This is a genomic window from Devosia ginsengisoli (assembly GCF_007859655.1).
GTDB lineage: Bacteria > Pseudomonadota > Alphaproteobacteria > Rhizobiales > Devosiaceae > Devosia > Devosia ginsengisoli.
The window spans coordinates 2,845,278-2,870,846 of sequence record NZ_CP042304.1 but is presented as its reverse complement, the minus strand read 5'-3'; the positions used below and the strand labels follow the sequence as shown (position 1 = coordinate 2,870,846).

The 25,569-nt window shown below is 64.5% G+C and carries 31 protein-coding genes, 2 tRNA genes and 2 pseudogenes; 18 read left to right on the top strand and 17 right to left on the bottom strand.

What is annotated here, in order from left to right; translation table 11 throughout:
• Window positions 1-12: 12 nt before the first annotated feature.
• From FPZ08_RS13970 to FPZ08_RS13955, 4 genes are all read left to right on the top strand, one after another.
• Window positions 13-675, top strand: a complete 663-nt coding sequence (locus FPZ08_RS13970) for an alpha/beta hydrolase (protein ID WP_146290570.1) — start codon at window positions 13-15, stop codon at window positions 673-675.
• Window positions 676-764: 89 nt separating this feature from the next.
• A complete protein-coding gene (locus FPZ08_RS13965) occupies window positions 765-1,322 on the top strand; it encodes an HNH endonuclease (protein ID WP_146290569.1) in 558 nt (185 codons plus the stop codon).
• A 67-nt stretch (window positions 1,323-1,389) separates the two neighbouring features.
• Window positions 1,390-1,650 carry a type II toxin-antitoxin system ParD family antitoxin gene (locus FPZ08_RS13960; protein WP_146290568.1) on the top strand — a complete coding sequence of 87 codons (261 nt, stop codon included), beginning with the start codon at window positions 1,390-1,392 and terminating at the stop codon, window positions 1,648-1,650.
• Window positions 1,650-1,946, top strand: coding sequence for a type II toxin-antitoxin system RelE/ParE family toxin (locus FPZ08_RS13955; protein WP_146290567.1), 297 nt, complete (start codon window positions 1,650-1,652; stop codon window positions 1,944-1,946). Before FPZ08_RS13960 ends, FPZ08_RS13955 begins: the two co-directional genes overlap by 1 nt.
• Here the strand turns inward: FPZ08_RS13955 and FPZ08_RS13950 are convergent.
• The 4 genes from FPZ08_RS13950 to FPZ08_RS13935 all read right to left on the bottom strand — a co-directional run bounded on the left by FPZ08_RS13950 (window position 1,943) and on the right by FPZ08_RS13935 (window position 5,402).
• Complete coding sequence (locus FPZ08_RS13950) at window positions 1,943-2,449, bottom strand: disulfide bond formation protein B (RefSeq protein WP_186767010.1); 507 nt, start codon at window positions 2,447-2,449, stop codon at window positions 1,943-1,945. The genes FPZ08_RS13955 and FPZ08_RS13950 overlap by 4 nt on opposite strands.
• A gap of 82 nt (window positions 2,450-2,531) precedes the next feature.
• Window positions 2,532-3,359: a DUF72 domain-containing protein gene (locus FPZ08_RS13945; protein ID WP_146290565.1), complete on the bottom strand. Its 828-nt coding sequence runs from the start codon at window positions 3,357-3,359 to the stop codon at window positions 2,532-2,534.
• Between the two features lie 63 nt (window positions 3,360-3,422).
• Window positions 3,423-4,106 (bottom strand): outer membrane protein, encoded by a 684-nt coding sequence (locus FPZ08_RS13940; protein WP_186767009.1) that lies wholly within the window; start codon window positions 4,104-4,106, stop codon window positions 3,423-3,425.
• Window positions 4,107-4,250: 144 nt separating this feature from the next.
• Window positions 4,251-5,402 carry a D-alanyl-D-alanine carboxypeptidase family protein gene (locus tag FPZ08_RS13935; RefSeq protein ID WP_186767008.1) on the bottom strand — a complete coding sequence of 384 codons (1,152 nt, stop codon included), beginning with the start codon at window positions 5,400-5,402 and terminating at the stop codon, window positions 4,251-4,253.
• Between the two features lie 160 nt (window positions 5,403-5,562).
• Here FPZ08_RS13935 and FPZ08_RS13930 point away from each other — a divergent pair, with 160 nt between their 5' ends.
• On the top strand, window positions 5,563-6,132 hold the full coding sequence (locus FPZ08_RS13930) for a DJ-1/PfpI family protein (RefSeq protein ID WP_146290562.1): 570 nt from the start codon (window positions 5,563-5,565) through the stop codon (window positions 6,130-6,132).
• Between the two features lie 178 nt (window positions 6,133-6,310).
• On the opposite strand, the gene FPZ08_RS13925 is transcribed toward FPZ08_RS13930, so the two are convergent.
• Together FPZ08_RS13925 and FPZ08_RS13920 are read right to left on the bottom strand one after the other, a co-directional pair.
• Window positions 6,311-8,767 (bottom strand): beta-glucosidase, encoded by a 2,457-nt coding sequence (locus FPZ08_RS13925; RefSeq protein WP_146290561.1) that lies wholly within the window; start codon window positions 8,765-8,767, stop codon window positions 6,311-6,313.
• Between the two features lie 85 nt (window positions 8,768-8,852).
• Window positions 8,853-9,275: a DoxX family protein gene (locus FPZ08_RS13920; protein WP_146290560.1), complete on the bottom strand. Its 423-nt coding sequence runs from the start codon at window positions 9,273-9,275 to the stop codon at window positions 8,853-8,855.
• Between the two features lie 99 nt (window positions 9,276-9,374).
• On the opposite strand from FPZ08_RS13920, the gene FPZ08_RS13915 reads away from it, so the two are divergent.
• Window positions 9,375-9,791, top strand: coding sequence for a winged helix-turn-helix transcriptional regulator (locus tag FPZ08_RS13915; RefSeq protein WP_146290559.1), 417 nt, complete (start codon window positions 9,375-9,377; stop codon window positions 9,789-9,791).
• Window positions 9,792-9,794: 3 nt separating this feature from the next.
• On the top strand, window positions 9,795-10,574 hold the full coding sequence (gene aac(3), locus FPZ08_RS13910; RefSeq protein ID WP_146290558.1) for an aminoglycoside 3-N-acetyltransferase: 780 nt from the start codon (window positions 9,795-9,797) through the stop codon (window positions 10,572-10,574).
• Here the strand turns inward: aac(3) and FPZ08_RS13905 are convergent.
• A pseudogene (locus FPZ08_RS13905) lies at window positions 10,571-11,321 on the bottom strand (SDR family NAD(P)-dependent oxidoreductase). The gene aac(3) and the pseudogene FPZ08_RS13905 overlap by 4 nt on opposite strands.
• A gap of 107 nt (window positions 11,322-11,428) precedes the next feature.
• On the opposite strand from FPZ08_RS13905, the gene FPZ08_RS13900 reads away from it, so the two are divergent.
• Complete coding sequence (locus tag FPZ08_RS13900) at window positions 11,429-12,028, top strand: TetR/AcrR family transcriptional regulator (protein ID WP_146290557.1); 600 nt, start codon at window positions 11,429-11,431, stop codon at window positions 12,026-12,028.
• 44 nt (window positions 12,029-12,072) lie between these two features.
• Here the strand turns inward: FPZ08_RS13900 and FPZ08_RS13895 are convergent, their stop codons facing one another.
• Window positions 12,073-13,431, bottom strand: coding sequence for an MATE family efflux transporter (locus FPZ08_RS13895; RefSeq protein WP_146290556.1), 1,359 nt, complete (start codon window positions 13,429-13,431; stop codon window positions 12,073-12,075).
• Between the two features lie 568 nt (window positions 13,432-13,999).
• Here FPZ08_RS13895 and FPZ08_RS13890 point away from each other — a divergent pair.
• From FPZ08_RS13890 to FPZ08_RS22405, 4 genes are all read left to right on the top strand, one after another.
• Window positions 14,000-14,725 (top strand): AzlC family ABC transporter permease, encoded by a 726-nt coding sequence (locus FPZ08_RS13890; protein ID WP_146290555.1) that lies wholly within the window; start codon window positions 14,000-14,002, stop codon window positions 14,723-14,725.
• On the top strand, window positions 14,709-15,017 hold the full coding sequence (locus FPZ08_RS13885) for an AzlD family protein (RefSeq protein ID WP_146290554.1): 309 nt from the start codon (window positions 14,709-14,711) through the stop codon (window positions 15,015-15,017). The genes FPZ08_RS13890 and FPZ08_RS13885 overlap by 17 nt, the downstream gene beginning before the upstream one ends.
• Window positions 15,018-15,069: 52 nt before the next feature.
• A tRNA-Leu gene (locus FPZ08_RS13880) sits at window positions 15,070-15,153 on the top strand.
• Window positions 15,154-15,237: 84 nt separating this feature from the next.
• Complete coding sequence (locus tag FPZ08_RS22405; protein WP_246132660.1) at window positions 15,238-15,618, top strand: hypothetical protein; 381 nt, start codon at window positions 15,238-15,240, stop codon at window positions 15,616-15,618.
• 3 nt (window positions 15,619-15,621) lie between these two features.
• Here FPZ08_RS22405 and FPZ08_RS13870 read toward each other — a convergent pair whose 3' ends face one another.
• From FPZ08_RS13870 to FPZ08_RS13860, 3 genes are read right to left on the bottom strand one after another with little or no spacing between them, the layout of a single operon-like run.
• Window positions 15,622-16,599, bottom strand: coding sequence for an SH3 domain-containing protein (locus tag FPZ08_RS13870; RefSeq protein ID WP_146290553.1), 978 nt, complete (start codon window positions 16,597-16,599; stop codon window positions 15,622-15,624).
• A gap of 53 nt (window positions 16,600-16,652) precedes the next feature.
• Window positions 16,653-16,880 carry a sulfurtransferase TusA family protein gene (locus FPZ08_RS13865; protein WP_246132659.1) on the bottom strand — a complete coding sequence of 76 codons (228 nt, stop codon included), beginning with the start codon at window positions 16,878-16,880 and terminating at the stop codon, window positions 16,653-16,655.
• Window positions 16,870-17,223, bottom strand: a complete 354-nt coding sequence (locus FPZ08_RS13860; RefSeq protein WP_146290551.1) for a CAP domain-containing protein — start codon at window positions 17,221-17,223, stop codon at window positions 16,870-16,872. The genes FPZ08_RS13865 and FPZ08_RS13860 overlap by 11 nt, the downstream gene beginning before the upstream one ends.
• Before the next feature lie 343 nt (window positions 17,224-17,566).
• Between FPZ08_RS13860 and FPZ08_RS13855 the strand changes: the two genes are divergently transcribed.
• On the top strand, window positions 17,567-18,760 hold the full coding sequence (locus tag FPZ08_RS13855) for an ROK family transcriptional regulator (protein ID WP_146290550.1): 1,194 nt from the start codon (window positions 17,567-17,569) through the stop codon (window positions 18,758-18,760).
• A 10-nt stretch (window positions 18,761-18,770) separates the two neighbouring features.
• A complete protein-coding gene (locus FPZ08_RS13850; RefSeq protein ID WP_146290549.1) occupies window positions 18,771-19,412 on the top strand; it encodes a ThuA domain-containing protein in 642 nt (213 codons plus the stop codon).
• A gap of 1 nt (window position 19,413) precedes the next feature.
• Here FPZ08_RS13850 and FPZ08_RS13845 read toward each other — a convergent pair.
• Both FPZ08_RS13845 and FPZ08_RS13840 read right to left on the bottom strand, forming a co-directional pair.
• Window positions 19,414-19,712: pseudogene (locus tag FPZ08_RS13845) on the bottom strand (DUF1905 domain-containing protein).
• Between the two features lie 25 nt (window positions 19,713-19,737).
• A tRNA-Arg gene (locus tag FPZ08_RS13840) sits at window positions 19,738-19,814 on the bottom strand.
• Between the two features lie 192 nt (window positions 19,815-20,006).
• Between FPZ08_RS13840 and FPZ08_RS13835 the strand changes: the two genes are divergently transcribed.
• Window positions 20,007-20,942 (top strand): DMT family transporter, encoded by a 936-nt coding sequence (locus tag FPZ08_RS13835; RefSeq protein WP_210246804.1) that lies wholly within the window; start codon window positions 20,007-20,009, stop codon window positions 20,940-20,942.
• A 92-nt stretch (window positions 20,943-21,034) separates the two neighbouring features.
• A complete protein-coding gene (locus FPZ08_RS22005) occupies window positions 21,035-21,205 on the top strand; it encodes a hypothetical protein (protein WP_186767007.1) in 171 nt (56 codons plus the stop codon).
• On the opposite strand, the gene FPZ08_RS22000 is transcribed toward FPZ08_RS22005, so the two are convergent.
• Entirely contained in the window at window positions 21,194-21,331 is a 138-nt protein-coding gene (locus FPZ08_RS22000) for a hypothetical protein (protein WP_186767006.1), read from the bottom strand. The genes FPZ08_RS22005 and FPZ08_RS22000 overlap by 12 nt on opposite strands.
• 395 nt (window positions 21,332-21,726) lie before the next feature.
• Here FPZ08_RS22000 and FPZ08_RS13830 point away from each other — a divergent pair, with 395 nt between their 5' ends.
• Together FPZ08_RS13830 and FPZ08_RS13825 are read left to right on the top strand one after the other, a co-directional pair.
• Complete coding sequence (locus FPZ08_RS13830) at window positions 21,727-22,536, top strand: thermonuclease family protein (RefSeq protein ID WP_246132657.1); 810 nt, start codon at window positions 21,727-21,729, stop codon at window positions 22,534-22,536.
• A gap of 23 nt (window positions 22,537-22,559) precedes the next feature.
• Window positions 22,560-24,023 carry a M48 family metalloprotease gene (locus FPZ08_RS13825; RefSeq protein ID WP_186767005.1) on the top strand — a complete coding sequence of 488 codons (1,464 nt, stop codon included), beginning with the start codon at window positions 22,560-22,562 and terminating at the stop codon, window positions 24,021-24,023.
• 37 nt (window positions 24,024-24,060) lie between these two features.
• Here FPZ08_RS13825 and FPZ08_RS13820 read toward each other — a convergent pair whose 3' ends face one another.
• The 3 genes from FPZ08_RS13820 to FPZ08_RS13810 all read right to left on the bottom strand — a co-directional run bounded on the left by FPZ08_RS13820 (window position 24,061) and on the right by FPZ08_RS13810 (window position 25,496).
• On the bottom strand, window positions 24,061-24,264 hold the full coding sequence (locus FPZ08_RS13820; RefSeq protein ID WP_146290547.1) for a Flp family type IVb pilin: 204 nt from the start codon (window positions 24,262-24,264) through the stop codon (window positions 24,061-24,063).
• A gap of 78 nt (window positions 24,265-24,342) precedes the next feature.
• The gene (gene mutT, locus FPZ08_RS13815) at window positions 24,343-24,750 is read right to left on the bottom strand and encodes an 8-oxo-dGTP diphosphatase MutT (protein ID WP_146290546.1); all 408 of its coding nucleotides are present in this window, start codon (window positions 24,748-24,750) and stop codon (window positions 24,343-24,345) included.
• Complete coding sequence (locus FPZ08_RS13810; protein ID WP_146290545.1) at window positions 24,747-25,496, bottom strand: GNAT family N-acetyltransferase; 750 nt, start codon at window positions 25,494-25,496, stop codon at window positions 24,747-24,749. The genes mutT and FPZ08_RS13810 overlap by 4 nt, the downstream gene beginning before the upstream one ends.
• Window positions 25,497-25,569 lie beyond the last annotated feature (73 nt).

Sequence of the window (25,569 nt, the reverse complement as noted above, 5' to 3'; positions counted from 1 at the left end):
TTCGAGGTCGCCATGTCCGTCAAACTCTCCGGCCCCATGCTGCCGCCCGCCTCCGGCGGTGTTCCCAAACAGGCGGTGGTGCTGCTGCATGGTTATGGCAGCGACGGCAATGACCTGATCGGGCTGGCGCCGCATTGGCAGGATGCCCTGCCCGACGCGGTCTTCATCTCGCCCAATGCGCCCGAGCAATGCCGGCAACTGGCCTCGGGCTTTCAGTGGTTCGATATCGCCTTCGAGGGCGACCGGCTGGCCAGTCGGCAGCTCGGCGTGGCGCAGGCGCGGCCGGTGCTGGTCGAATTTCTCGATGATCTGTGGCGCCAGAGCGGCATCGGGCCGGAAAACACCATTCTGGCCGGCTTCAGCCAGGGTGCGATGATGGCGCTGCATGTGGGGCTGTCGCTCGACAGGCCGCTTATGGGCATTATCGCCTTTTCCGGCGCCTTCGTGCCACCGGAGGGATTCGGCAGCGCCGTCCTGGCCAAAAGCCCGGTTTGTCTGGTGCATGGCGACATGGACGAGGTGGTCGATCCCGAACTCAGCGCCGATGCCGACGTGGCCCTGCGACTGGCCGGCTATGACGTGGCCTATCACGTCAGCGCGGGCGTCGGCCACGGCATCGCGCCGGACGGGCTGGCTTTCGCCACCGCCTTCATCGAGAGAATTGCCGCGAAATAAGCCATCGCTTCCCGCTTCACAGCCCTGACACAAAGGGCTTAGTATAAGGGAGCTATGGACTTACTCGATTCCCGTTCCGGGAGACTCAAGTGACGATCCACGTGTCGCCTGAGGCCTGTCCCGCCCTCGTGCTGAATGCCGACTTCCGGCCTCTCAGCTACTATCCGTTGTCGTTATGGTCGTGGCAGGACGCCATCAAGGCGGTGTGCCTGGATCGCGTGAATATCGTGTCGCATTACGACACGGTCATTCATTCTCCCAGCTTCGAAATGCAATTGCCCAGCGTCGTGTCGCTGCGCGACTACGTGAAGCCGGCGCGCCACCCGGCCTTTACGCGCTTCAACGTGTTCCTGCGCGACCGCTTCCAGTGCCAGTATTGTGGCTCAAAGGATGACCTGACGTTCGATCACGTCATTCCTCGCTCCAAGGGCGGCCAGACCACCTGGGAAAATGTCGTGGCCGCCTGCGCGCCCTGCAACCTGCGCAAGGCCAATCGCATGCCCAGCGAAATCCGCATGTTCCCGCACCAGAAGCCATACCATCCCACCGTGCATGACCTGCACAACAATGGCCGCGCCTTCCCGCCCAACCACCTGCACCAGAGCTGGCTGGACTATCTCTACTGGGATATCGAGCTGGAGCCGTAGAGCGGTTCTCCTTGCGTCCGGGTCGGCCAATAACTATTATTGGTTGATCTCAAGCGGAGAGAAAGCCATGGCCATTAGCGCAGAACTGGGCGACACCCTGGAACAGGTCGTGACCGAACTGGTTGAAAACGGACGCTACAATTCCAAGAGCGAAGTTTTGCGCGAAGGCGTCCGGCTGGTGCAGGAGCGTGAGGCGCGGTTCCGGGAACTGGATGCGAAAATCCAGGTGGGGCTGGATGATATCGAGGCGGGTCGAGTGACACCTGCAGAAGAAGTCTTCGCCGAACTACGAGAGCTTATTGAGCAGATTGCTCGCAAGGCGTCGTGATGCGTGTCGTCTTCGCCGATGCGTCGCGAGCTGACCTACGAAACATCACTATCTTCATTACTGGTGATAGCCCGTCACGGGCTCGCAGTTTTGTTGCCGAACTCGCGAGTGCTTGTACATCGTTGGCTGATAAGCCGCTCCGCTACCCGCTCATACCGGAATATGAGGCTAAGGGCCTTCGCCGTCGTCCTTACGGCAACTACGCCATTATCTATAAAGTCGGTGCCAATACCATCACCATAGCGCGCGTGCTGCATGCGGCGATGGACCTAGATGTTGCGCTGGGCGGCAGTTAGCCCCGCCTATGCCGCATTTGCGCAGCGATCGAAATGCCCAGCAGCGCCACGATGGCGACCGAGACCAGGGCATTATAGCCGGCCAGCGAAATGCCGAGGAAGCGGAACTGCACCACATCGCAGCCGATGACCGGGGTGAGGTTGCTCAGCGCGTTGAAGTCCATGGTCTCGCCGATGCCGGTGCAGGCGGTGGGGCCGGGCCAGAAGCCCCATTCGACGCCGGCATGGAAGACGCCCATATAGGCGCCCCAGATGAAGATGGCCGTGACGATGGCCATGGCGATGTACCACACAGTCAGCGGCAGGCGGTTCCAGGTGAGCAGCACGAGCAGCAGAAGCGGCAGGCCCCAGTAATAGGCTAGGCGCTGTTCGAGGCAGAGTTCGCAGGGCACCAGCCCGCCGATGAATTGCGAGGCGAGCGCGCCCAGGATCGCCACCAGCCCCAATATGAAGGCGAGGCCGGCCGATTTCTTGTCGAGCGGGTGAAGGATGGAGGCAGCCATGCTGGAGTCTCTTGGGTGACGCTGAAACAGGGCCGGAATAGACCGCGATTGCGGCAAATTCCAGCGGGGAACGGGCTTGTGATCAGTCGCCCGGCAGGCTGATGCCGGCGGCCTGCCGCAGGGCGATGGCATTGGCCGGGGCGTGCAATTTGTCCTCGTGGACGAAATAGGCAAACACGTCCTTGCCGGCATTGGCCCAGGTTTTGACCGTGCTGGCCCAGTCGGCAATGTCGGCCTTCTGGTAGCCATCGCCGGCTATCGGGCCCTGCAGCCGGCAATAGGCAAAATCGGCGGTCAGCTCGCGCGACGGGTTTTCCGCGGTATCGGCGATGACCCGCGCCACATTGTGCTCGGCCAGTAGCGCATTGACCTCGGGCACATCGAAGCTGGCATTGCGCATCTCGATGGCGTGGCGGATGGGACCGACCCCATCAGTGGTGAGGAAGGGCGTGGATTTGAGCCGTGCATCGGCCTTGCTGGCCAGTGCGACATAGTCGGCACTGGTTCGTGGCAGCAGCTTGAGGAAGGCGCCCAGCACGTCCCTGTTATAGCCGACATGGGGCGGCAACTGCCAGATGAAGGGGCCGAGCTTGGCGCCGAGCGCCAGTGGCCCCGAGGCGAAGAAATTGGCCAGCTCCTGCTCGCAATTCTTCAGCCGCTTGATATGGGTGACGAGTTGCGGGCCCTTGATGGAAAAGACGAAGCCGTCGCGTGCCTCGCCCGCCCATTTGGTGAAACTATCCGGCTTCTGGTTGGCGCGGAACGTGGCGTTGATCTCGATGCTGCCGAGGCGAGAGCTGGCATAGGCCAGCTCCTTTTTCTGGACGAGGCCATCAGGAAAGAAGGTGCCGCGCCAGGGTGCGAAGACCCAGCCGGCCGTTCCCGTGCGTATCGCGCCCTGTGTCGTCATGCCAATATCCTCCGCCGCCCCGAGCTTTGCCCGGAGCGGGGAGACTTGGCAACCGGCAGGTTGCTAGAACTTGTAGTTGATGCCGGCGCGCAGCACGCTGAAGCGCTGGGTGGCGTCGATGCCGCCCAGCCCGGCCAGCGGGCCGGCATAGGTCTGCGTGCCGAGGTCGACATAAAGATATTCGGCCTTGATCGAGATGTTTTCTGTCGCCTGTGCCTCGAGGCCCGCGCCGACTGTCCAGCCCATATGGGTCGCCGATTGCGACGTGGTGACGCCGGCGCCATTGGTTACGCTGGCCGTGCCGCGCCCGGCGGCAAAGCCGGCGGTGACGTAGGGCATGACCTGGCCGAAGCTGACACCGCCGCGACCACGGATAGTGCCGAAATAGTCGATGCCGGCCTTGAACGAGCCGATGCCCGGAATGTCCTCGGTATAGCCGATATTGGACCATTGCAGGTCTGCTTCCGTGCCGAGCACGAAGCCGCCCATATCCAGATTGTAGCCGGCCTGCGCACCCAGTGCGAAGCCGCCGCTATTGTTCTCGGTCTGCGCCCCGCCGGCGGCCGGCCGGCGCGTCAGCGTGCCGAAGCCATAACCGCCGTTGACGCCGGCATAGAAGCCCGACCAGCCCGAGGCCGGGGTGGGCGAATAGATCGGGCTGGCACCGCTGTTCCAGCCGAGATCGGCGGCATGCGCGGCAGTGGTCAGCAGGGTGATCGCGGAAAGCATGATGCCAAGGCGCTTCATGGATGTCCTCGTCTGAAGGGGGTTAAATTTCTTTCCGCAAAATGCGACGGAAGAAATTAACACCCCGGTAAGGAACAAGGTTAACGCCATGCGGTAGCGCCATGGCTGGGCGTCACCTCTGCGTGAGGTGCATGACAGCGGAGGCTAGAAGTTGGGGCGCGGCCGGGGGAAGGGCACGGCGCCCGGCATGGCTGCCGGCAGGCCGGGGCGCAGGTCGCCGTCCAGCGCTGCTTCGGTGGTCGGGGCGGTGAAGATCGGCAGATGGGCCGGGCGCGGCCGCGGCAGGCTGACCCCGACGGCGATGCGGCCCAGGTCGGTCGCCACATAGGAGCTGGTCAGCACCGTGTCGGTGAGGAAACTCGGCTGACCCTTGAGCCCCATGGGAAAGGCCGCTTCCTGGCTTGCCGTATAGGCCTTGGCTTCCTTGCCACAGATCTGTGGCCGCATGTCGACCGGCAGCGCGCCGGGATTGTTGCCCAGCGTCAGCACGGTCTGGCCGGTGCCGGTGGCTGCGCCGCTCAGCCCGCGCAGGATCAGTTCGGCTGTCCGCTCATTGCGGTCGCGCGCCGACGAGCCGCCCAGGATCACGGCGAGCAGGCGGCGGCCATTGCGGTCCACCGTCGCCACCATGTTGAGGCCCGAGGCGCAGATGAAGCCGGTCTTCATGCCGGTCGTGCCGGCAAAGGTTTCAAGCAGCTTATTTTCCGATTCCAGCTTCTTGCCGTTGAGCATGACGGTGGCAGTGCCGAAAATGGGCATATATTGCGGAAAGCTCTGGCGGATATAGAGCGAGAGAATGGCCAGGTCCCGTGCCGAGGTGACCTGCGCCGGGTCATGCAGGCCATTGGCATTGGCGTAATGGGTTGCCGTCAGGCCCATGCGCATGGCGGTGTCGTTCATCAGCGCCACATAGCTGGCTTCGTCGCCGGCAATGGTCTCGGCGATGGCCACGGCCACGTCATTGGCCGATTTCACCAGCAGGAGATAGAGCGCGTCCTGCAGGGTGACCGCGCTGCCCACGGCCAGGCCCGATTTTGACGGCGCCTGGTTGAAGGCCTTGCGGGAGATGACCACGGGGGTATCGAGACTCACCTTGCCCAGAGCGATCTGGTCGAAGGCGACATAGGCCGTCATCAGCTTGGTGAGCGAGGCCGGATGCCAGGGCTGGCCGGCTTCCTCGGCATAGAGCACGGCGAAATTGTCCATATCCACCAGCAGCATCGGATTGGCGCGGGCCGGCGCGAGGCTCAGCAGCGCCAGCATGAGGGCAAGGACGATACGGCGGGCGAACAGCAAGGGGCAACGGCTCCGATACGGCGGGGAAGGCGGCATCCTCTTAGCAGCGTGGGCGTTTCACCTCAATGCGGCGCCGGCCCGGCTGACAGGCTTTTGAACCTGCTGACACAAGCTGTCGCGCGAGTGCACCAGTTTGTGTCCAACCAACAGGAGCGACCAGATGACCACGATCGTCACCATTCTCACCCCAGGCTATGCCGATTGGGAAACCGCCTTGCTCAACGCGGCGGCCCGCTCCTATTTCAATATCGACACCCGGTTCGCGACGCCCGGTGGCAAGCCGGTCACCTCGTCGGGCGGCCTCAAGGTAACGCCGGACCTGGCGGTGGAAGACATCAATGTGAGCGCCATCGATGCGCTGGTCGTCAATGGCGGCGTGGCCTGGAGCCAGGCCGATGCGCCCGATATCGGCAGGGTTCTCGTTGCTGCGCGCGACGCCGGCAAGACGGTGGCCGGCATCTGCGATGGCACGCTGGCGCTGGCGCGGGCCGGCTTGCTCGACGAGGTCGCCCACACGTCCAATTCGACCGACAATCTCACCCCGACCGGCTACAAGGGCGCGGCGCATTACCGGGACCAGCCCGATGCGGTGATATCCGGCAGGATCGTCACTGCACCCGGCACGGCGCCGGTCAGCTTCATGGGCGGCGTGCTGGAGACACTCGGGCTGCGCGACGACAACCTGAACTACTATCTCGGCATGTATGGCGCCGAGCACAAGGCGGCTTGAGCGCTTCTTCCTTCTCCCCTTGAGGGAGAAGGTGCCCGAAGGGCGGATGAGGGGTGTCGCGCTATCCAGGAGCATTGAAGCATGGGATGGCGCAGAACCCCTCACCCTGGCCTTCCGCTGAACGCGTCAGGCCGTCCCTCTCCCTCAAGGGGAGAGGGGGGAAGGATAGAGGTTCTGCCTAAACCGGCAGCATCAGCGTCGTATTCCGTGTCACCGTCCCGCTCAGCGGCAGGTCGGCGGAGGACAGGCCGACGCGCAGGGTGAAGCTGCCGTCTTCGACTAGCCAGTGCTTCGCCTTGGCGCGATAGAAGGCAAAGGCGCGGGCATCGAGCGTCATGGTGATCTGGCGTACTTCGTCGGGTTTGAGCTTCACCTTGCGGAAGGCCTTGAGCTCCTTGGCCGGGCGGGGGTCGGAGGCCGCATCGTCCGACACATAGAGCTGCACCACGGCCGAGCCTTCGCGGTTGGACGTGTTGGTGACGGTGACGCCGACCATCACATTGCCCTCGGCTTCGAATTCGGCATCGTCGATGACGAGGTCGCTCACCGTGAAACTGGCATAGCCAAGCCCGAAGCCGAAGGGAAAGAGCGGGGTCAGGCCCAGCCGGTCATAGTGGCGATAGCCGACGAAAATGCCTTCCTCGTAGCGCACCTTGCCCTCGAATCCGGGATAGACTTCGCGGTCCTGGCTATGGGCCGGATTGTCGGCCCAGCGCACCGGGAAAGTCTGGGGCAGGCGGCCGGAGGGTTCGGCGGCGCCGACAAGCACGTCGACAATGGCATTGCCCGCTTCCTGGCCGGGATACCAGGCCTGCAGCAAAGCCGCGACCGAGCCGATCCATGCCATTTCCACCGGGCCGCCGGTCTGCATAACCACAATCGTATTGGGATTGGCATGGGCCACGGCGGCGACCAGTTCGTTCTGCCGTCCGGGTAGCTCTATCGAGGGCAGGTCGCTGCCTTCGGTGTCCCATTCGCCATTGCGGCCGATGAAGACAATGGCGGTATCGGCATTGCGGGCCACGCGCACCGCTTCGGCAATGGCATCGTCGCCCAGCGGCAGGCCGATGCCGGCGGCAAAGGCGGCGAGGCCTAGCGTGGCGAAATCCTTGGTGGCGAATTCGATCACCACCTCATAGGCGCGGCCGGCCTCGAGCGCCACTTCGCCCACCACCTCATCGCAGCCTTCCTCGAAGAAAGTGCGGCCCTTGGTCCAATTGGTCCAGGCATCGGCAATCAGCTTGCCATCGACATAGACCTTGGCGAAGCCGGCCGAATAGATGCCGACGCGATGGGTGCCTGACGTCTCGGGCGTATAGCTGCCGGTGAGGCGGGCCGAGAAATGCAGCGGATCGACCTTGCCTTCGGCGACCTGGCCGATCCAGAAGGCCTGGGCGTCGTCCTGCGTGCCGACATATGCCGGCGCGCCATCGAGCTTCTCATTGGCGAAATATTCGACCCTGAAGCTGCCGCGCAGAACCGGCTCGAAACGGTGATTGGTGCAGCCCGGCGCATAGCTCAACCGATCTTCGCCTACGGCATCGACCAGCCCCTGCCAGGGCGAAACGCGATAATGCGCATTGAGCTGGGCGCTGCCGCCGCCCATGATCTGGGCGATTTTCGCGTTCGGTCCGATAACGGCAATGCGTCCATCACCCTTAAGCGGCAAGGCGCCATTGTTCTTGAGCAGCACGGCGGCTTCGGCGCCGGCCCGGCGGATCAGCGCGCGGTGTTCCGGCCGGTCGTCGGCCACTTCCTTGAACGTCCTGACATCGTCGAGCGAGCCGACCCGCTCCATCAGTCGCAGCATGGCGATGACGCGCTGGTTGAGCGTCGCCTCGCTCACTGCGCCGGACTTGACCGCCTCGACCAGCTTCTGGCCGCGATCGCGCGGCGGGCCGGGCATTTCGAGATCGAGCCCGGCATTGACGGATTCGGCGGTGGAGTGGCTGCCGAACCAGTCGGACATGACGATGCCGTCATAACCCCAATCCTTGCGCAGCACATCTGATAGCAGCCAGTCATGCTCGGAGGTATAGGTGCCGTTGAGCCGGTTATAGGAGCTCATCACGCCCCAGGTCTGCGCCTTCTTCACTGCCCATTCGAAGGGGATGAGATAGATTTCGCGCAAGGCCCGCTCGTCGATTTCGCTCGACATGGTGGTGCGCTCGATCTCGGATTCGTTGCCGACGAAATGCTTGATCGTCGCGCCGATGCCCTGGCCCTGCAGGCCAATGATGTAGGCCGCGGCCAGTTCGCCCGACAGGATGGGGTCTTCCGAATAGCATTCGAAATTGCGCCCATTGGTCACCGAGCGGTGGATGTTGACCGTGGGCGCCAGCAGCATATGGGCCTGCTTGGACTTGACCTCGTCGGCCAAAGCCGCGCCGATTTCCCTGACCAGATCGACATTCCAGGTCGCGCCCAGCGCGATACCCACCGGGAAGCTGGCCGATTTGACGCCGCCGATCAGCGAGCCGCCGCCGCGCGCGCCATTGGGGCCGTCGGTGACGCGCAGCTTGCCGATGCTCAGCCGTGCCACCGATGGCACGGACCAGAAATCCTCGCCGGACAGGATCGACACTTTCTCTTCCAGCGTCATCTGGTCGGCAAGGGTTTCGATACGGTCGCTCATAGGGCCTCCTTCACGTCACGGCAGGCCGACAAGACAGCGCCGCATCCCCGCTGTCAACGCAGATTATCGATAATGTTATCTGCAATCAGCGCGGGCTGATCGGCGCCTTGCGCTCGCGGCCCCACAGCACGAAGAGCGACAAAGCCAGCAGTACCAGGTTCATCGGCAGCACCATGAATTCGCCGCGCGAAATATGCACGCCCATGGCCAGAACCTGTATGACCGAGAAGCCCAAAGCCGCCAGCGGCGTCAGCCGCGGCATGATGCGGGTCAGTGCCGGCAGGATGATGCCGATGGCACCGAGGATTTCCATCGTGCCGATGAAGCGGGTCAAGAGTTCCGGGAAATCCACGGCATAACCCATGCCCATGGCAGCCAGCCCCTCCATGGACTGGCTCACCTTGTTGAAGCCGGCAAAGCCATACATCACGGCCAGCACGACCTGCGCCACCCAAAGCCCGATATTCCACCCGCTGCGGCCGGTGGCGCCGTTGGTCACGTCGGTCATATTCGTTCCTCCTCGAACCGATCTCGACTTTTGTACCCTAGGCACATTAGAGAACTGTGTTTATATTAGTGCCTGAGTTACGCACAAGAAGGAACAGCCATGTCACTGCATGACACATCCAAATCCGCCAATTGCACCGCGATGTCCGATGTCCTCAATCGCATCGGCGACAAGTGGAGCGTGATGGTGGTGGGCATGCTCGGCCGTAACGGCACTTTGCGCTTCAACGAGCTCAAGCGCATGATCAATGGCGTGTCCCAGCGCATGCTGACCCTGACCCTGCGCAATCTGGAGCGCGATGGGCTGGTCACCCGCACCATCTATCCCGAAGTGCCGCCGCGCGTCGAATATGGCCTCACCGAAATGGGCAAGACGCTGGATGGCCCGATCAGCAAGCTGTGGGACTGGTCGGCCGAGCACCATGCCGCCATCATCGATGCCCGCGCCGTCTATGATGCGCGCGAAAGCGCCGTGGCGGCGGCCGAGCCGCGCAAGGTCGCCTACGCGCGCGGCTGAACCATGCCAGGCATCTGGACCCGCGCGGCGCTGACCGAACACCTCTCGGCGCTCGGCCTTGTGCCCGGCGATGCTGTGCTGGTCCATGCCGGCCTGCGCTCGGTCGGCCCGATACTGGGTGGTCCCGATGCGCTGATCGACGCCTTGCGCGATGTGGTGGGGCCTGATGGCACGATCCTGGGCTATTGCGACTGGCAGATGGACGAGCTAGGGCGCGATGATCCCGTGTTGCGGCAGCATGTGCCTGGTTTCGATCCGGTCAGGTCGCGCTCGATCCGCGACAATGGTGCCTTCCCCGAACTGCTGCGCACTACGCCGGGCGCGCGCCGCAGCGGCAGTCCCGGTGCCTCCTGCGCGGCGCTAGGCGGGCGGGCCGAGTGGTTTGTGACCGATCATGCGCTCGACTATGGCTATGGCCCGCAATCACCCTTCGGCAAGCTGGTTGCGTCAGGTGGCAAGACCCTGCTCATTGGTGCGCCGCTCGACACCATGACCCTGCTGCATCACGCCGAGCACCTGGCGGACATTCCGGGCAAACGCGTGCTGCGCTACGAGAGCCCGATCCTGGTCGACGGCCAGACGGCCTGGCGCTGGTTCGAGGAATTCGACACCGGCATGCCAGTGGTTGAGGGACTGGCGGACGATTATTTCGAGGAGGTGGTGGAAGACTTCCTCGCCACCGGGCAGGGCAGGCGCGGCCTGGTCGGCCACGCCCCTTCCGTGCTGGTGGATGCTCCCGCCGTCGTCGCTTTCGCGGTGGACTGGCTGGAGCGCCGCTTCTAAGCGTTGAAGCCGCTATCGACCAGGATCGAGCTGCCGGTAATGCTGCGGCCGCCCGGTCCCGCCAGATGCAATACGGCCGCTGCCACGTCCTCGGCGGCGCCGAAGCGGCCCAGTGCATTATGCTTGAGCTGTTCGCTCGCATAGGGGCTGTCGGCCGGGTTCATCTCCGTGTCGGTCGAGCCGGGATCGACCGTATTGACGGTGATGCCCTGCGGACCCAGTTCGCGTGCCAGTGCCCGCGTCATGCCTGTTAATGCCGATTTGCTGGACACGTAAAGCGCCAGGCCCGGCTCGGCCACGCGGCTCGACAGGTTGGTGCCGATGCTGATGATGCGGCCGCCATTGGGCATATGCCTTGCTGCCGCCTGCGCCGCGAAGAAGGGCGCCCGGGCATGGATGGCGAACAGCCGGTCGAAATCGGCGCGGGAGACATCGGCGAAGGGGCCGCCATCGCCGACGCCGGCATTGTTGACCAGCACATCGAGCCGGCCGAAATGCGCGACGGTGCGGTCCACCGCCGCGACCACTGCATCGGGATCGGCCGAGGTCGGCCTGGAAGGCCAGCGCCTTGCGGCCGAGCTGGGTGATCTGCTTGCTCACCTCGTCGGCGCGGGCGCCATTCCTGGCAAAGGTGAAGGCCACATCGGCGCCTGATCGGGCCAGGGCGACGGCAATGGCCGCGCCAATGCCACGGCTGCCGCCGGTCACGAGGGCCACCTGGTCGAGAAGTTCGGGCCTGGATCGCATGTCTGTCTCCTATTTTATAATGATCGGTACACAATTGCTAGACCGGCTTGCGATTGCCGGTCAAGGATTTTATACTGATCGGTATAAATTCAGATGGACACCCGGTTTTGGCAGGACGACCCCGCGAATTCGATCGCACTGAAGCTTTGCAGAAGGCGATGCTGCTGTTCTGGGAGCGCGGCTATGAAGGCACGTCGATCGGCGACCTGTCCGCGGCGCTGGCCATCGGCAAGCCCAGCCTTTATGCGGCTTTCGGCAACAAGGAGACCCTGTTCCTCGAAGCTTTGCAGCTTTACGAGGACACCTATGGCTGCTTCTCGCAGGCCGATCTGGACGACGCGCCCACCGCGCACGCCGCCTTCGTCATGACCCTGCGCCGCAATGCGGCTTCCCAGCTCAATGCCGGTGCCCCTCCGGGCTGCTTCATCGTGCTGTCGGCCACGGTCGGTACGCCGCAAAATGCCGATGTGCGCGCCCATCTGACCCGCCGCCGCCAGGCGACGCGGGACCGGCTGGCGGCCCGGCTGGCCCGCGGCATTGCCGATGGCGATGTGCCTGAAACGGCCGACCCACAGGCGGTCGCCACCTTCTACGCCACGGTCATCAACGGGCTGGCCATCGAGGCGCGCGACGGCGCGGGGCAGGCCGAGCTCGACCGGATCGTCAGTGGCGCACTGGCCGCTTGGGATTCACTGGTCGGCCAATGAAGAAGGGCGGCCCCGCAGGACCGCCCTTTCATGTTCGGAATGCGCTAGATCAGCGCCACGATCTTCTTTTTCTTCCACACGAACTGATACCAGCTCGCCTGCAGCACCAGCATCATGGTGAAGCTGGCCGCATAGGCGATCCAGATGCCTGTTAGCCCCAGGCTGGTCTGGCTGAGCAGGATGGCGCCGGGCAGTTCGATGCAGAGGATACAGGCCAGCGACAGCACCATGGGCGCATAGACCGTGCCGCTGGCGCGCATCATGCCCGAGAAGACCACGCTCCAGCCGAAGCAGAGAATGCTCCACAGCACGACATGCAGCAGCGTTTCGGTCAGTTCGATCACCTCAGGGTCGGTGATGAACAGGGCCACCAGATGCTGGCTGAACAGATAGGCCAGCACGATCAGCCCGCCCGTGATCACCAGGTTCAGCCCCAAGGCCGTGCGGGTGATGGCGGAAAGCTGGTGCATCTGCCCGGCACCGATAGCCTGCGCCCCGAAGATCGAGGCGGCAATGCCGATCGACATGGCGGGGAATTGCACATAGCTCATCACCTGTCCCAGCGCGCCATAGGCGGCCGTGGCGTCCGAGCCGAAGCGGTTGACCAGCCCGATCACCACGATGCCAGCGATGGAGGAGATCACCATCTGCAGGCCAGCCGGCACGCCGAGCTTGAGGATCAGTCCGAGCAGCTTGAAATCGGGCTTCAGCATGGCGCCGAGCAGCACCCTGTCGGGTGCCAGCGGCATGTTGCGGGCGCGCATATAGACGAAGAGGAAGATCAGCACGGTGAGGAAGCCGGCAATCATCGCCCAGGCAGCGGCATCGACGCCCAGTTGCGGCAGGCCGAACCAGCCCAGGATCAGCGCCGGAGTGACCAGCAGGCTCACCACCATGGACATGATCAGCGAGAAGAGCGGGGTGATGGTGTCGCCCACGCCGCGCAAAACCGAGGTGACCACGAGGAACATGAAGAAGCCGGGCATGCCGATCAGCACGATACGGGCATAGCCCACGGCCAGCTCGCGGATATTTTCCGGCGCGCCGAGCACGGTCATGATGCCTTCGGCAAAGAAACCGCCGAAAATGGCGACCAGCAGGCCGAGCACCAGGGTCGCGGCCAGGGTGGTGCCGGTCACCTGCTTGACCTTGTCGACATTGCGGGCGCCCCAGGCCTGGCCGATCAGCACGGTCGAGCCGGCCGACAGCCCGATGATGAAGCTCATCAGGAAGAACATGATGGGGAAGAAAGTGGCGGTGGCGGCCAGCGCTTCGACGCCGATCAGCTGCCCGATATAGATCGAGTTTACCGTGCCCGACAGCGCCTGCAGGATATTGGACGCCATGAGCGGCACGAGAAAGACAACGAACCGCCGCCAGAGCGGCTTGGATTGGGGGTTCATTCGAACACTCCTGAGAACCTCGACAAATTGCGCGTCACGTCGCTGGCCCCGGAAACAGCGGGGGGTTCTGAGCAAAATTCAGACCGCTGCAGGGACCGATTCACACCCCGAAGGCGGGGCGCAGGCTGGACGGGCGCTGGAGGCATGGAAATGACACGGCCGGTTGTGTACGCCGGAGGTGTGGGTGCGTCAATCTGGCTTCTCTTCACCGCCTCTCTTCAGGTGGAGCCGCAGTGGCGATGTCGGTGGTCATCGCCACCCTCCCCCTTGAGGGGAGGGGTAGCGGCGCCTGGCCCACAGGGCCTTGGCAGAGCTGGGGAGGGGGTATTTCTGCAGGCCACCGAACGACCCCCTCCCTAGCTCCGCTAGGGCCTATCGGCCCAGCTTCGCTACCCTCCCCTCAAGGGGGAGGGTGGGCAGGAGCCGATGGTGTCGTGCGGTTTGTAACGCTCTCCCGGGGGGGAGAGGTGACGCGCATCACGCCCGCAAATGTCAGCCATCACCACTTGTCATCACCACCCCGCAATTTCCCGATGCGTTGGGCGCCGTCACAGGCTAAGCATCATCCATGTCCACGCTTGCTGCCCCCTATCGCTTTTCCGAACAGTTCTATGCCGGTGCCCGCGCCTGCATTCCGGTGGCCATTTCGGTGGCGGCCTATGGGTTGGTCTGGGGCATGCTGGCGCGCGGGGCGGGTCTCAGCCTCCTCGAAGTGGTGATGATGAGTGGCCTCGTCTTTGCCGGCTCGGCGCAATTCGTGGCGCTCGACCTGTGGACCGCCACGCCATCGAGCCTGCCCATCGGGCCGCTGATCCTGGCCGCCCTCATTGTCAACCTGCGCTATCTGCTGCTCACGGCCACTCTGCGGCCGCTTTACCCCGAAAAGGGCCTGTGGCGCGGCGCGCTCAGCATGTATCTGGTCACCGACGAGAACTGGGCCATGACCGTGGCTGCCATGGCGCGGGGCGGCGGCAGCGTCGCCTTCCTCATGGGCGGGGGCGTGCTGGCCTGGATCAGCTGGATGAGCACCAATCTCATCGGCTATGGCCTCGGCTCGGCCATCGACGATCCGGCGCGCTGGGGGCTCGATTTCGCCTTCACCGCCACATTCCTCGCTCTGTTGCTCGGCATGTGGAAGGGCAGGGGCGATATCGTGCCCTGGCTGGTGGCGGCGCTGACCGCCATTGCCACGGCGCAATTCGTCGAGGGTAGCTGGCATATCCTGGTCGGCGGTGTGGCGGGGAGCCTGGCCGGCGCCCTGGTGGAGGTTCGCAAGCATGCACACCACGCCTGAAGCCGTCATCGTCATCCTGGGCATGGCGCTGGTCACCATTGCCGTCAAGGCCAGCGGCCTGCTGCTGGCCGATCGCCTGCCGCGCGATGGCTTTGCCGCCGCCTGGCTGCGGCATATTCCCGGCGCGGTGCTGGCCGCATTGGTGGCGCCGGCTCTGGTCACCGGCAGCCCGGCCGAGGTCGTGGCCGCCTTGGCGACGGGCGGCATCTTCATCCTGACGCGCAACCTCTTCGCGGCCATGGCGACGGGCGTCATCACGGTCTATCTGGTCCGGCTGCTCATCGCCGGATAATCGCAAGGCCCAGTTGCGGCTTGCGGGCAACTGAGCTAGGAACCCTCCCCGTGCCCCTCTGGCGGAATGGTAGACGCAGAGGACTCAAAATCCTCCGCCGCGAGGCGTGCCGGTTCGAGTCCGGCGGGGGGCACCAATAGCCCGGAGCGTTTCCAGCAAAAGTGTTTGCGGTTTTGCGGTTCGGAAACGCGACCAACCTGATGGCAATCGGGGAGCCGACTTGACCGAAACCGCCGCTGTCGCCTCGATTCCCGCCGCCTGGCTCAAGCCGTTTCCGGACAGCTATAAAATCCCGTTCTGGCGCTGGATCGTGCTTCCCGCCACCACGATCATGCTCAACCGCAATCGTGGCGTGTGGGTGAGCGGCACGCTGGTCGTTGCCGATGGCAAGCTCGGTTTCACCCAGACGCGCCTGACCAAGTCGCGCACTCCCCCCGATAGCTGGACCATTCCCCTGGCCGAGATTGCCGATATCGCCGTGGAAAACCGCATGGCGTCGGAGCGGATCGACATTCGCTATTCCCGCGGCACCGTCAAATTGATGTCGGTCCGATCAGCGGATTTCGTGGCCCAGTTGCGGCAGGCGCTGCCCGTCTCATAGTGGTCAAGGGCAGGTGGTTATCTGGCTTTCGCAGATATCGCTCGACCAGCCGCGCACCCGTTTGCCGGCATAGGTGCCGCCGATTTCGACCCAATCGCCGCGACAGTTATAAAGCCGGTCGACAGTCAGAAAACTGTCGGTGCCGGCGTCGAATTGCGACGTCACCGCATCGTATGATGGCGACGCGCGGAGCCCGCTTTCCACATAAAGCGCCAGCGCCTTGCCCTGCACCCAGCCTTCGCCCGTAAAGGCCACGATGAGGTCCCGGTCGGCATAGCGGTCCGTGGTGACCTCGTCGATGCGAAACCAGCCATTGCTGGAGCCGGTAACGCTCACCGTGGGATAGGATAGGTCATTATAGCCCTCATAGGGCCCCGGCATATCGGCAATGGCCGCGGCATCGGCGGACGGGCCGTCGCGGATGACAAGGGCATTCGGGCTGCCGCCATGCGCCCAGGCGTCGAATTTGCAGATCTCGATGGCCGCTATGTCGGCATCCTGTCCGCAGGTTTCGAGCAAGGCCGCCGCGGCTTCCATGGCGCCTTCCAGCGGATATTCCTCCGACCCGTCCTCGACGAAAACGCTCAGCATGCCCTCCGAGCCCAGCAGGTCGATGAGCCGCCCATCGAGCGCAACCTTGCCTTCGAGCAGGGACTGATTATCCAGCTCCAGCACAATGTCTTTCGTCATGATGGGCAGGGAAATATCGCCGGCCTCAAGGGTTACGACGACCTCGACGCGATCGACGGTTAGAATCGGGGCGAAGGCGGAGACGAATGTGGCCGTGCTGCTGCCGGCCTCGCAGGAAAAGGAAAGCTCGGCATGGTCCGATTGCGGAGTGCCGTAGAACAGCGTTGCCGCGCCCTCATAGGCGGTGCCGTGCCAGCCCGGATTGTCCTGGGCCATGGCGCCGGCGGGCAGCATCAGGCTGGCGGCCAGCATTGCGCGGAGCGCAACAGAGCTGCATGTGGAAAGTGTCATTTGGACCTCCTCTGCTCGCCGCAGGTCCACTTCACCTCATGCAGCCCGTCCTGTCACCCCTTTACGATGGCAAAATGCAGCACACCACCTTCCGTGGTGACGGTGCAGTCATGGCCTTTCTGCTTGCAGAACAGGGGAATATCCACCTTGGCCATGGGGTCGGTCGCCAATACGAGCAGGTGTGCGCCACGCGGCAGGGCCGCGATGGCCTTTTCCATCTTGAGCACGGGCAGCGGGCATTTCAGCCCGCGGGCGTCGATGGTTTCAGGCTCAGTCGTCAAGGACGAGCACCCAGTGCACGCCATAGCTCGAGCTGGGGCTATAGGCCATGGCCACGCCGGCCTTGGTGGCCGTCGCCTTGAGGCCCGCGGCATCGGCCGGGCTGTTGCGCCAGCCCGAGAAGGTCTCGGCGAAAGTGGCATAGCCGGCGCTGAGCTTCATCACCGTCAGCTCCTGCGGGGCGCGGGGCGGGGTGCCGGTGCGGGCATATTGGTCGGCCAGCGTCTGGGCCGTGCCGTCCAGGCCTGCGTCGGGCGTCAGTGCGGGCAGGCCATTGGTGGCGCGATAGGCATTGATCATGCCGATGGCCTGGGCCCGGTCGAGGCTGGCGCCGGGCTGGTCCATGCGGGCCGACAGGCCGGGCGACAGGGCGATGGGCGAGCTGGCGCCGCCCCCCCATGCTGCAAGCCGCGATGGTTACTCCGGCCAAGAGGGCGGCCAAGGGCAGGATGGCGGGCTTGAGGGCGCGCAGAACGGTCATGGAAATCCTCGGTCAAACAGGGTCGCTGCCCGGTTAGGCGGTCAGCAAGGCCAAAAGATGGTTGGCTGCCTTGATAGCGCATGAGCCCTGACTTTGGCTTAACGCAAGATGATTTGGCCTTGCGCTGGTCCGCGGCGGGCGCCTACAAGCGGGGAGTTATTTTGTATCCCGATTTAAATCGGGCCCCGCCAGCGAGCCTCCGTCTGCATGAAGACCGCCGACCCCGAACTGATGCGGGCCATCAACCGCTTTCTCGTGCTCGACACGATCCGCCGCCATGGCCCGATCGCCCGGGTAGAGATCGGTGAGCGCACAGAACTGTCGCCCACCACGGTGTCGGCCATCACCGCCGCTTTGCTCGATGATGGGCTCATCACCGTCAGGCATGAGGGCGATATTCGCAGCCAGAGCCTGCGTGGACGGCCGCGCGTCATGCTGGCGCTCAATCCCGAAGCGGCCTGGGTGGTCGGGGTCAGGCTCGCCGCCGATCGCGTGGTCTGCGTCGCTACCAATTTCCAGGGTGACGTGCTGTCCAGCCTGACCCTGCCGGCGCGCTGCGCGAGCCTTGCCACGCCGGATATTGCCGATCTCGTCGCGGATGGGGTGCGGCGCTGCGTGGGCGATGCCGGGCTCGGGCTCGACCGGATCAAGTCAGTTGCGCTCAGCCTGCCTGGCATTGTCGAGCATGGCACCGGCAAGGTGCTGGCCAGCAGCGTGCTCGGCGATCTCGATGCCCCGCTGTATGAGGCCATCACGGCCCGGCTGGGCATTGCGACCATTATCGAAAGCGATGCCAATGCCATCACCATGGCGCAGCACTGGTTCGGGCAGGCGCGTGATCATGACGATTTCGTGCTGGTCGCCATCGAGGAAGTGCTGGGCCTGGGCGTCATGCATAATGGCCAATTGTTCCGCGGCGCGCATGGGCTGAGCCTGACGCTGGGCGACATGGTCATGGGACCGGGCGGCGAGACTGCCATGCGCCTCGGCGATCTGGCCGGACAAGGCGCATTGCTCGCCGATTCCCGCTTGCATGGGCATGGCCTGGCGCAGGTCCATGACCTGCTCGAGGCCGGCGATGACGAGCTGCGCGCCGTAGTCGCCCGTGCCGGCACCGCTTTGGGCGTTGCCATTGCCAATCTCGTCGCGCTCTTCGCGCCGCCTCGCGTCATTCTCGTCGGTTCCACGCTGGCGCTGGGCGAACATCTGCTGGCGCCGCTGCGCGAGAGTTTTGCCGCGGCTATTCCGGCGCCGCTGGCCACGCTGGCCGAAATCGTCATCGACGATACCGGCGACCAGTTATGGGCGCGCGGTGCGGCGGCCGTGGCCTTGGGCGAACTCTACGGTTCGCCCTGGGGCACGACGGGGCCGGCCCGGCACAGCCAATCGTTTATCGCGTGAGGAGAATGGAATGCGGGAAGCACTGATCGTCTGGGGTGGCTGGAGCGGCCACGAGCCCGAGCTATGCGCCAAAATCTACCGGGACTGGCTCGAGGAGGACGGCTTCAAGGTCTATGTCGAGAACACGACCGAGGCCTTTGCCGATCCTTCCATCCACGATCTCAGCCTCATCATCCCGATCTTCACCATGAGCAAAATCGAAAAGGAAGAAGTCGCCAACCTTACTGCTGCCGTCGAAAGCGGCGTGGGCCTGGCCGGGCATCATGGCGGCATGGCCGACGCCTTCCGCGATGCGGTGGATTATCAATTCATGGTCGGCGGCCAATGGGTGGCCCATCCGGGCAATATCATCGACTACCGCGTCGATATCACCAGGCCGGACGACCCGATCATGGCCGGCGTCAACGGCTTCGCCTACCGCTCCGAGCAATATTACATGCATGTCGACCCCTCCAACGAGGTCCTCGCCACCACCAGTTTCACCGGCGACCACGCCAGCTGGATCGAGGGCGTCACCATGCCCGTGGTGTGGAAGCGCCGGCACGGCAAGGGCAGGGTCTTCTACTCCGCGCTGGGCCATGTCTCGGCCGAGTTTCAGGTCCCCGAAATGGCCACGATCCTGCGGCGCGGGATCAACTGGGCGGCGCGATGAGCTAGCTTTCCCGTGGCCCGATCGTCATTTCGACAGCGATCGTATCGCCCACGGTGATACCGGTTTTCTTCCGGACGGCCAGCTTGATCGGCAGCAGATAGGTGCCGTCCTTGGGAAAAGCGATGTGGTGAAACGCGTGCCGGCAATTTCGGCCTCGACGGGGATCACACCCCAGCCATAGCTGGCCTGTTTCTTGATCCGCTCGATGCTGATCGCGTGCTGGCTCGGCACTGGCGCATAAAAGAACGGGGCAGGGCCGCGCCATTCGATAATGGTGGTGTGGAATGAGAGCTGCAGCATGGCGCCTTCCGGAGCAGCAGAGCAGTGGTGATCTCGACGGGATTCGAACCCATGACCCCCGGATTAGGAATCCGGTGCTCTATCCAGCTGAGCTACGAGACCACGGGGTCGTGGATAGCAAATGCGTCGCGGCAGCGAAACCCCGTTTGCGCGCTGTGGCCTCTTGCTGAAAGACCGGCATGGCAGCATGCTGGGTCTGCCGGCAAATCAGCCGGCGAGCCAGCGGTCATGAATTCCTGACGACTGCGCCGGCCGTTGGGCCGGCCGCCAGCCGTGCCTTCCCCGGAGACCACGATGAGCGATGAGGCCGTTGCCGATGCCGGCGCGGAAATGGATGCTGCGGCGCGTCCACCGGTCAGCCTGACCGAAAATCGGCCGCTGTTTGGTATCCTGCTGATCGTGGTGGCGACGCTGATGTTTGCCGCCAATGACGCCACCAACAAATATCTCATCGCCACCTATGACGTGCCGCTGGTCGCCGCCATCCGCTATATCGTCCATGCAATGCTGATGCTGGCCGTACTGGGGCCGAGCCGGGGCCGGGAGCTGGTGACGGTGCGCCGCAAGTGGCCGGTCGCGCTGCGCTCGCTGTGCCTCGTGGTCGGGTCGCTGTTTGCCAGTCTCGCCTTGCAACTCATGCCGATCGCCGAGACCACGTCCATCATCTATCTCTCGCCCATCCTGGTCGTGCTGCTGGCGCGGCCGGTGCTGGGCGAGCGCATTGGCCTGCTGGGTTGGCTGGCGGCCATGGGCGGCTTTGCCGGCGTGGTGCTGATTGCTCGGCCCGGCGCCGGGCTCGATCCGGCCGGGGTGATCTTCGCGCTGTGCAATGTCGTGGCCACCGTGACCTATTACCTGCTGTCGCGCGTATTGGCGCGCAGCGAGAAAACCCTGGCCTTGCCGTTCTATTCAGCACTGGCGGGCGCCATCTGCTTCGGGTTGGCCATGCCGTGGTTCTGGTTCGGCGCTATGCCAAGCCTCTTCGAAATGGCGCTCTTCGTCAGCCTGGGGCTGACGGCCGGCATCGGCCATTTCTGCTTCACCGCCGCCAATCGCTATGCCGAAGCATCGCTCCTGGCGCCGATGAGCTACCTGCACCTGCTCTGGGCGGGCCTGCTCGGCTGGCTGGTCTTCGGCCAGTTGCCCGACGGCGTGGGCCTCGTCGGCATGGCGGTCATCGGGATGGCCGGCGTCACCGTGGCCCTGCGCTCGCGCTTCGCCCGCCGCTGACGGCCCTGTGGATGTCGCAATTGTAAGGAATTCGGTGGGCGTTTCGTAACCGGGCGCTCCTACCAAACGGGGTGTTTGGCGGGAGATATGTCGTGGAACGCGTGTACCAGTTGCTTCTGGCGGTCGGCTATCCCAGCCGCGGCGTCGATTGGCTGCGCCAGCACCGGCTGGCTGCCATCGTGGTCATGGCCCTTGCCGCCTGGGCGCTGTTCTTCGGCGCGGGCTGGCTGATCTGGACCTTGCTGTCGCGGCTATTTGCCTAAAGGCCAGTTGCGGCTGCGGCCCCCGGTCAGGATATCGGCCGTGCCGAGCACGATGATCAGCGGCCCGAGAAACAGCCACATGGCAGCGATCTGCAGAGAGCTGATATTGTAGCGATCGACTGACATCGGCGAGCCTGTAACGCGTTCCGGGGGAACCGAAATCGCCGGGGCGATCTCGTGGGCGTTCCAGGCACGGGGCCAGGCTCGAGCCGATATTAGGCAGGGTTCCGGGCCAACGGCCATCGCAACATGTCGTTTACCTTAATGACGGGCGTTGTGCCCAAACGCCCCCCACCCTCACTCCCTCCCCACAAGGGGGAGGGAAGCCTGCTCTGTGAACGATGTAATATTGGACCACTGACCTGACCCATGCGCCTCCCTCCCCCTTGTGGGGAGGGAATGAGGGTGGGGGTGAGCCACACACACCGCATTCCGGCCCCGCCCGATCACGGCTGCGCGATCCTTCATGCTTTTTTGCCGCAATTGCGTGCAAAGTGAATCGTCTCTGTTCGGGGCCATCATTGTTCAAAGCCAGTCTTGTCCGTCTTGCTGCGCTTGCGGCCCTCAGTTCCATTTCGGTCGCGGCCCTGGCCTGCGAGCAATTGCGCATGGAGCCGGGCGGCATGGTCACCTCGGTCACCGATGGCGACACCGTCATCCTCGACGATGGCCGCGTTGTGCGCATGATCGGCACCCAGGCACCCAAGCTGCCGCTCGACCGCCCCGATTTCGACCCCTGGCCGCTGGCGCCCGAAGCCAAGGCGGCGCTCGAAGCCCTTGCCCTCAACAAGCCGGTGCGGCTCGGTTTCGGCGGGGAGAGCGTCGATCGCTACGGGCGCGTGCTGGCGCATGTCTTTATTGATGGCCCGGATGGGCAAATCTGGGCGCAGCAGGCCATGATCGGGCTGGGCCTGGCGCGGGTCTATTCCTTCCCCGACAATCGGGCCTGTCTCGATTTGTTGTTCGCCGCCGAAGGCCGCGCACGCCTTGGCAGGCTTGGCATCTGGGCCGATCCCTATTACAGCATCCGTGCGGCGGACCAGCCGGGCGACCTGCTCGCCCGCGCGGGCCAATATGAACTTGTCGAAGGCAGGGTGCTGCTCGCCGAAAAGACCGGCGGGCGCGTCTATCTCAATTTCGGCCGGTTCTGGAAGGAAGACTTCACCGCCGTGATCGAGGCGCCGGCATTGCGGATCTTTGCCGAAGCTGGGCTCGATCCGCTGGTGCTCGAGAATGCGCTGGTGCGCATCCGTGGATGGGTGGACGATCGGGATGGTCCGCGCATCGAAGTGACCCATCCCGAGCAGATCGAGGTTCTGGCAACGCGATGACGGGCTTGGGGCAAATTGCGGGAATGGTGCGACCGGCATTGCGCGCGGGCGTTCTGGCCATGTCGCTGCTGGCGCTGGCTGCCTGTTCGAGCCTGGTCGGCGGCAATATCGCCGTCAGCAAGACCGGCGACAATCCGGCGCCGACCGTGGTGCCCGAGGGCACCGACCCCGAAGACGTGGTCATCGGCCGCCGCGAGCATCCGCGTATCATCGCCGCCTATGGCGGGGTCTACTCCGATCGCCCGGCCGAAATCATGGTGGCGCGCATCGTTGGCCGCCTGCTGGCCGCGGCCAACCAGCCCAATGCGCAGTTCCAGGTCACCATTCTCGACAGTTCCGAGGTCAATGCCTTCGCGCTGCCCGGCGGCTATATCTATGTGACGCGCGGCATCCTGGCGCTGGCATCGGATACAAGTGAACTGGCGGCCGTGCTGGCGCATGAAATCGCCCACGTCACCCTGCGCCACGCCCGCGCCCGCACCGACCGCACCCGCACTACCGAAATCGTCGACCGCGTCATTACCGGCGTCTTCGGCGGCGATACCTCGACCGATGCCACCGCCAACCGCACCCGCGAATCCATGGCTGCCTTCAGCCAGAACCAGGAGCTGGAAGCGGATCGCGAGGGCATCAAGTTTGCCGGCAAGGCCGGCTATGACCCGCAGGCCGCGGCGCGGTTCCTCGGCGTCATGAGCCGCTTTGCCAGCTTCTCGGCCGGCGAGGGGGGCGATGACGGGTTCCTGTCCTCCCATCCCTCGACGCCAGCCCGCATCCAGAAGGCCATGGATACCGCGCGCACCATGTTCGGCCAGGCCCAGGTGGGCGAAACCGATCGCGACGGCTATCTCAATTCGATTGCCGGCCTCACCTTCGGCGACAGCCCTGCCCAGGGCTCGATTGTCGGCCGCCGCTTCATCCACACCGCCTCTAAATTCACCTTCACCGTGCCCGAAGGCTATACGCTGCAGAATTCGCAGAGTGCTGTCGTGGGCGTGGCCGGCGATGGCGAGGCGGTGCGCTTCGACAGCGCCGATGTACAGCCCAATGTGCCGCTGGCCGATTACCTGCGTTCGGGCTGGATTGCCGGGCTCAAGGCCGACAGCGTCACCACGCAGAACTATAACGGCATCGAAATGGCCTCGGGCCTGGCCCAGACCGACCAGTGGTTCTTCCGCGTCTCGGTCATGCGGCTCGATGGCCAGGTCTATCGCTTCATCTTCGCCGCCAAGGGCGATTCGTCCCGCTTCAAGGCCGGGGCCGAAGCCACGCTCAAGAGCTTCCGCCGCACCGAGGCGTCAGACCTCAACCAGGTGCGCAAGGTGGCGGTGCGCGTCGTCACCGCCAAGGCCGGCGACAGCGCCGATTCGCTGGCCCGCCAGATGGCCGGGCTCAATCGCGGCAGCGAATTGTTCTACATCATCAACGACCTCTATCCGGGCGATCCGGTCGTGGTCGGCGCGAAATACAAGGTCGTGGTGCTGCAGTAGCGGCCGGGACGGGGCGCGTTTCCGAACCGCAAACCGTCTAGTTGTTGACCGCGGCGGTCGCGGCGGCCATGGCGTCGGCGGGGCCGCCGGCCCCCACGCCCATCAGATTGACCAGGGAATTGCCGAAGCTCACGAAGGTGGCGATGAGGGCCATGGCGATGAGCGCGGCGATTAGGCCGTATTCGATCGCGGTGGCGCCGGTCTCGTCGCCGACGAATCTGTTGATCGTCTCAGCCAACATAGGCGCCTCCCGGGCTTCTGCCACGCGCTGGAGCCAGATCCATTCCGGTAAAAGCGAAACGGGGCTCCAGGTCCTTGTTCAGAGCAGATCGCATAAAGCGGCGACCAGCGGTTCGTCCGCCGGTGGCATGGGATAATCGCGCAGCTTCTGCGGGCGCACCCATTTGAGGGCCGTATGTTCCCGCATCTGGGGTTCGCCCTGCCACTTCCGGCAGGCGTAAAGTGGCATCAACAGGTGAAAGTTTTCGTAAGAGTGGCTAGCGAAAGATACCGGAGCCAGGCACGCCGTCTTGGTGGAAATGCCGAGCTCTTCCTCCAGCTCGCGGATCAGCGCATCCTCGGGGCTCTCGCCCGGCTCCACCTTGCCGCCGGGGAATTCCCATAGGCCCGCCAATTGCTTACCCTGGGGGCGCTGGGCGATGAGCACGCGCCGGTCGGCGTCGATCAGTGCCACGGCGACGACGAGCAACAGCTTGAAATCACTCATGCCTGCCTCGGGATGCGATAGGTATAGTCATATTGGTGGCGATAGCCGAGGCTGGCATAGAGCGCCATGCCGGCAGCATTGTCCGCCTGCACATTGAGCGCGGCGACCGTGGCGCCCTGCGCCTTCGCCCAGGCCAGTCCGGTGCGCATCATCGCCATGCCGAGCCCCTGCCGCCGGCGGGCCCGGTCGGTGATGACATTGCCTGTAATGACGATGCCATCGGCGATAGCCATCAGCCCCGAGGCGACGGCAACGCCATCGCGCTCCACCACGATGCCGACCGCCGGCACGGCCATGACCGCGAGCAAGGCGCGCATGCGGGCCATCAGCGCATCGTCATGCCCCTGCAGGCTTTGCTGGGCAGCGAGAAAGCCGGGATCGAGCAGGTCGGTGGTCCGGCCTTCGGCATCGGGCTCCTGCGGCCTCAGTTCCATCGCATAGAGATGGCTGCGGTCGATCTCCGCCCAGCCCTGCGCGTCGAGCGCCGCATTGAGGCTTGAACTGGCCAGCGGCGTGGTGCGCACCACGGGGGCAATGCCGCGCGCCTTGAACCAGTCCACGCCAGCCGCCAGCCGTTTTTCGGCGTCGCTGCTATCAGCGGGGTCGAAGCATTGCAGCGAATTGGCGCGCTTGGTGTAGCCGCCGGCCGCCCGGCGCACCCAGTTTCCGTCCCACTCCACCTCGATGCCCGGCCAGGCCTCGAGCCCGGCACGTTCCATTCTTTCCGGTGTCGGCAGATCAGTCATTTTCTTTCTCCCCCTCTCCCCTTGCGGGAGAGGTGCCCGAAGGGCGGGTGAGGGGTTCTCTTCGCCATCGCAG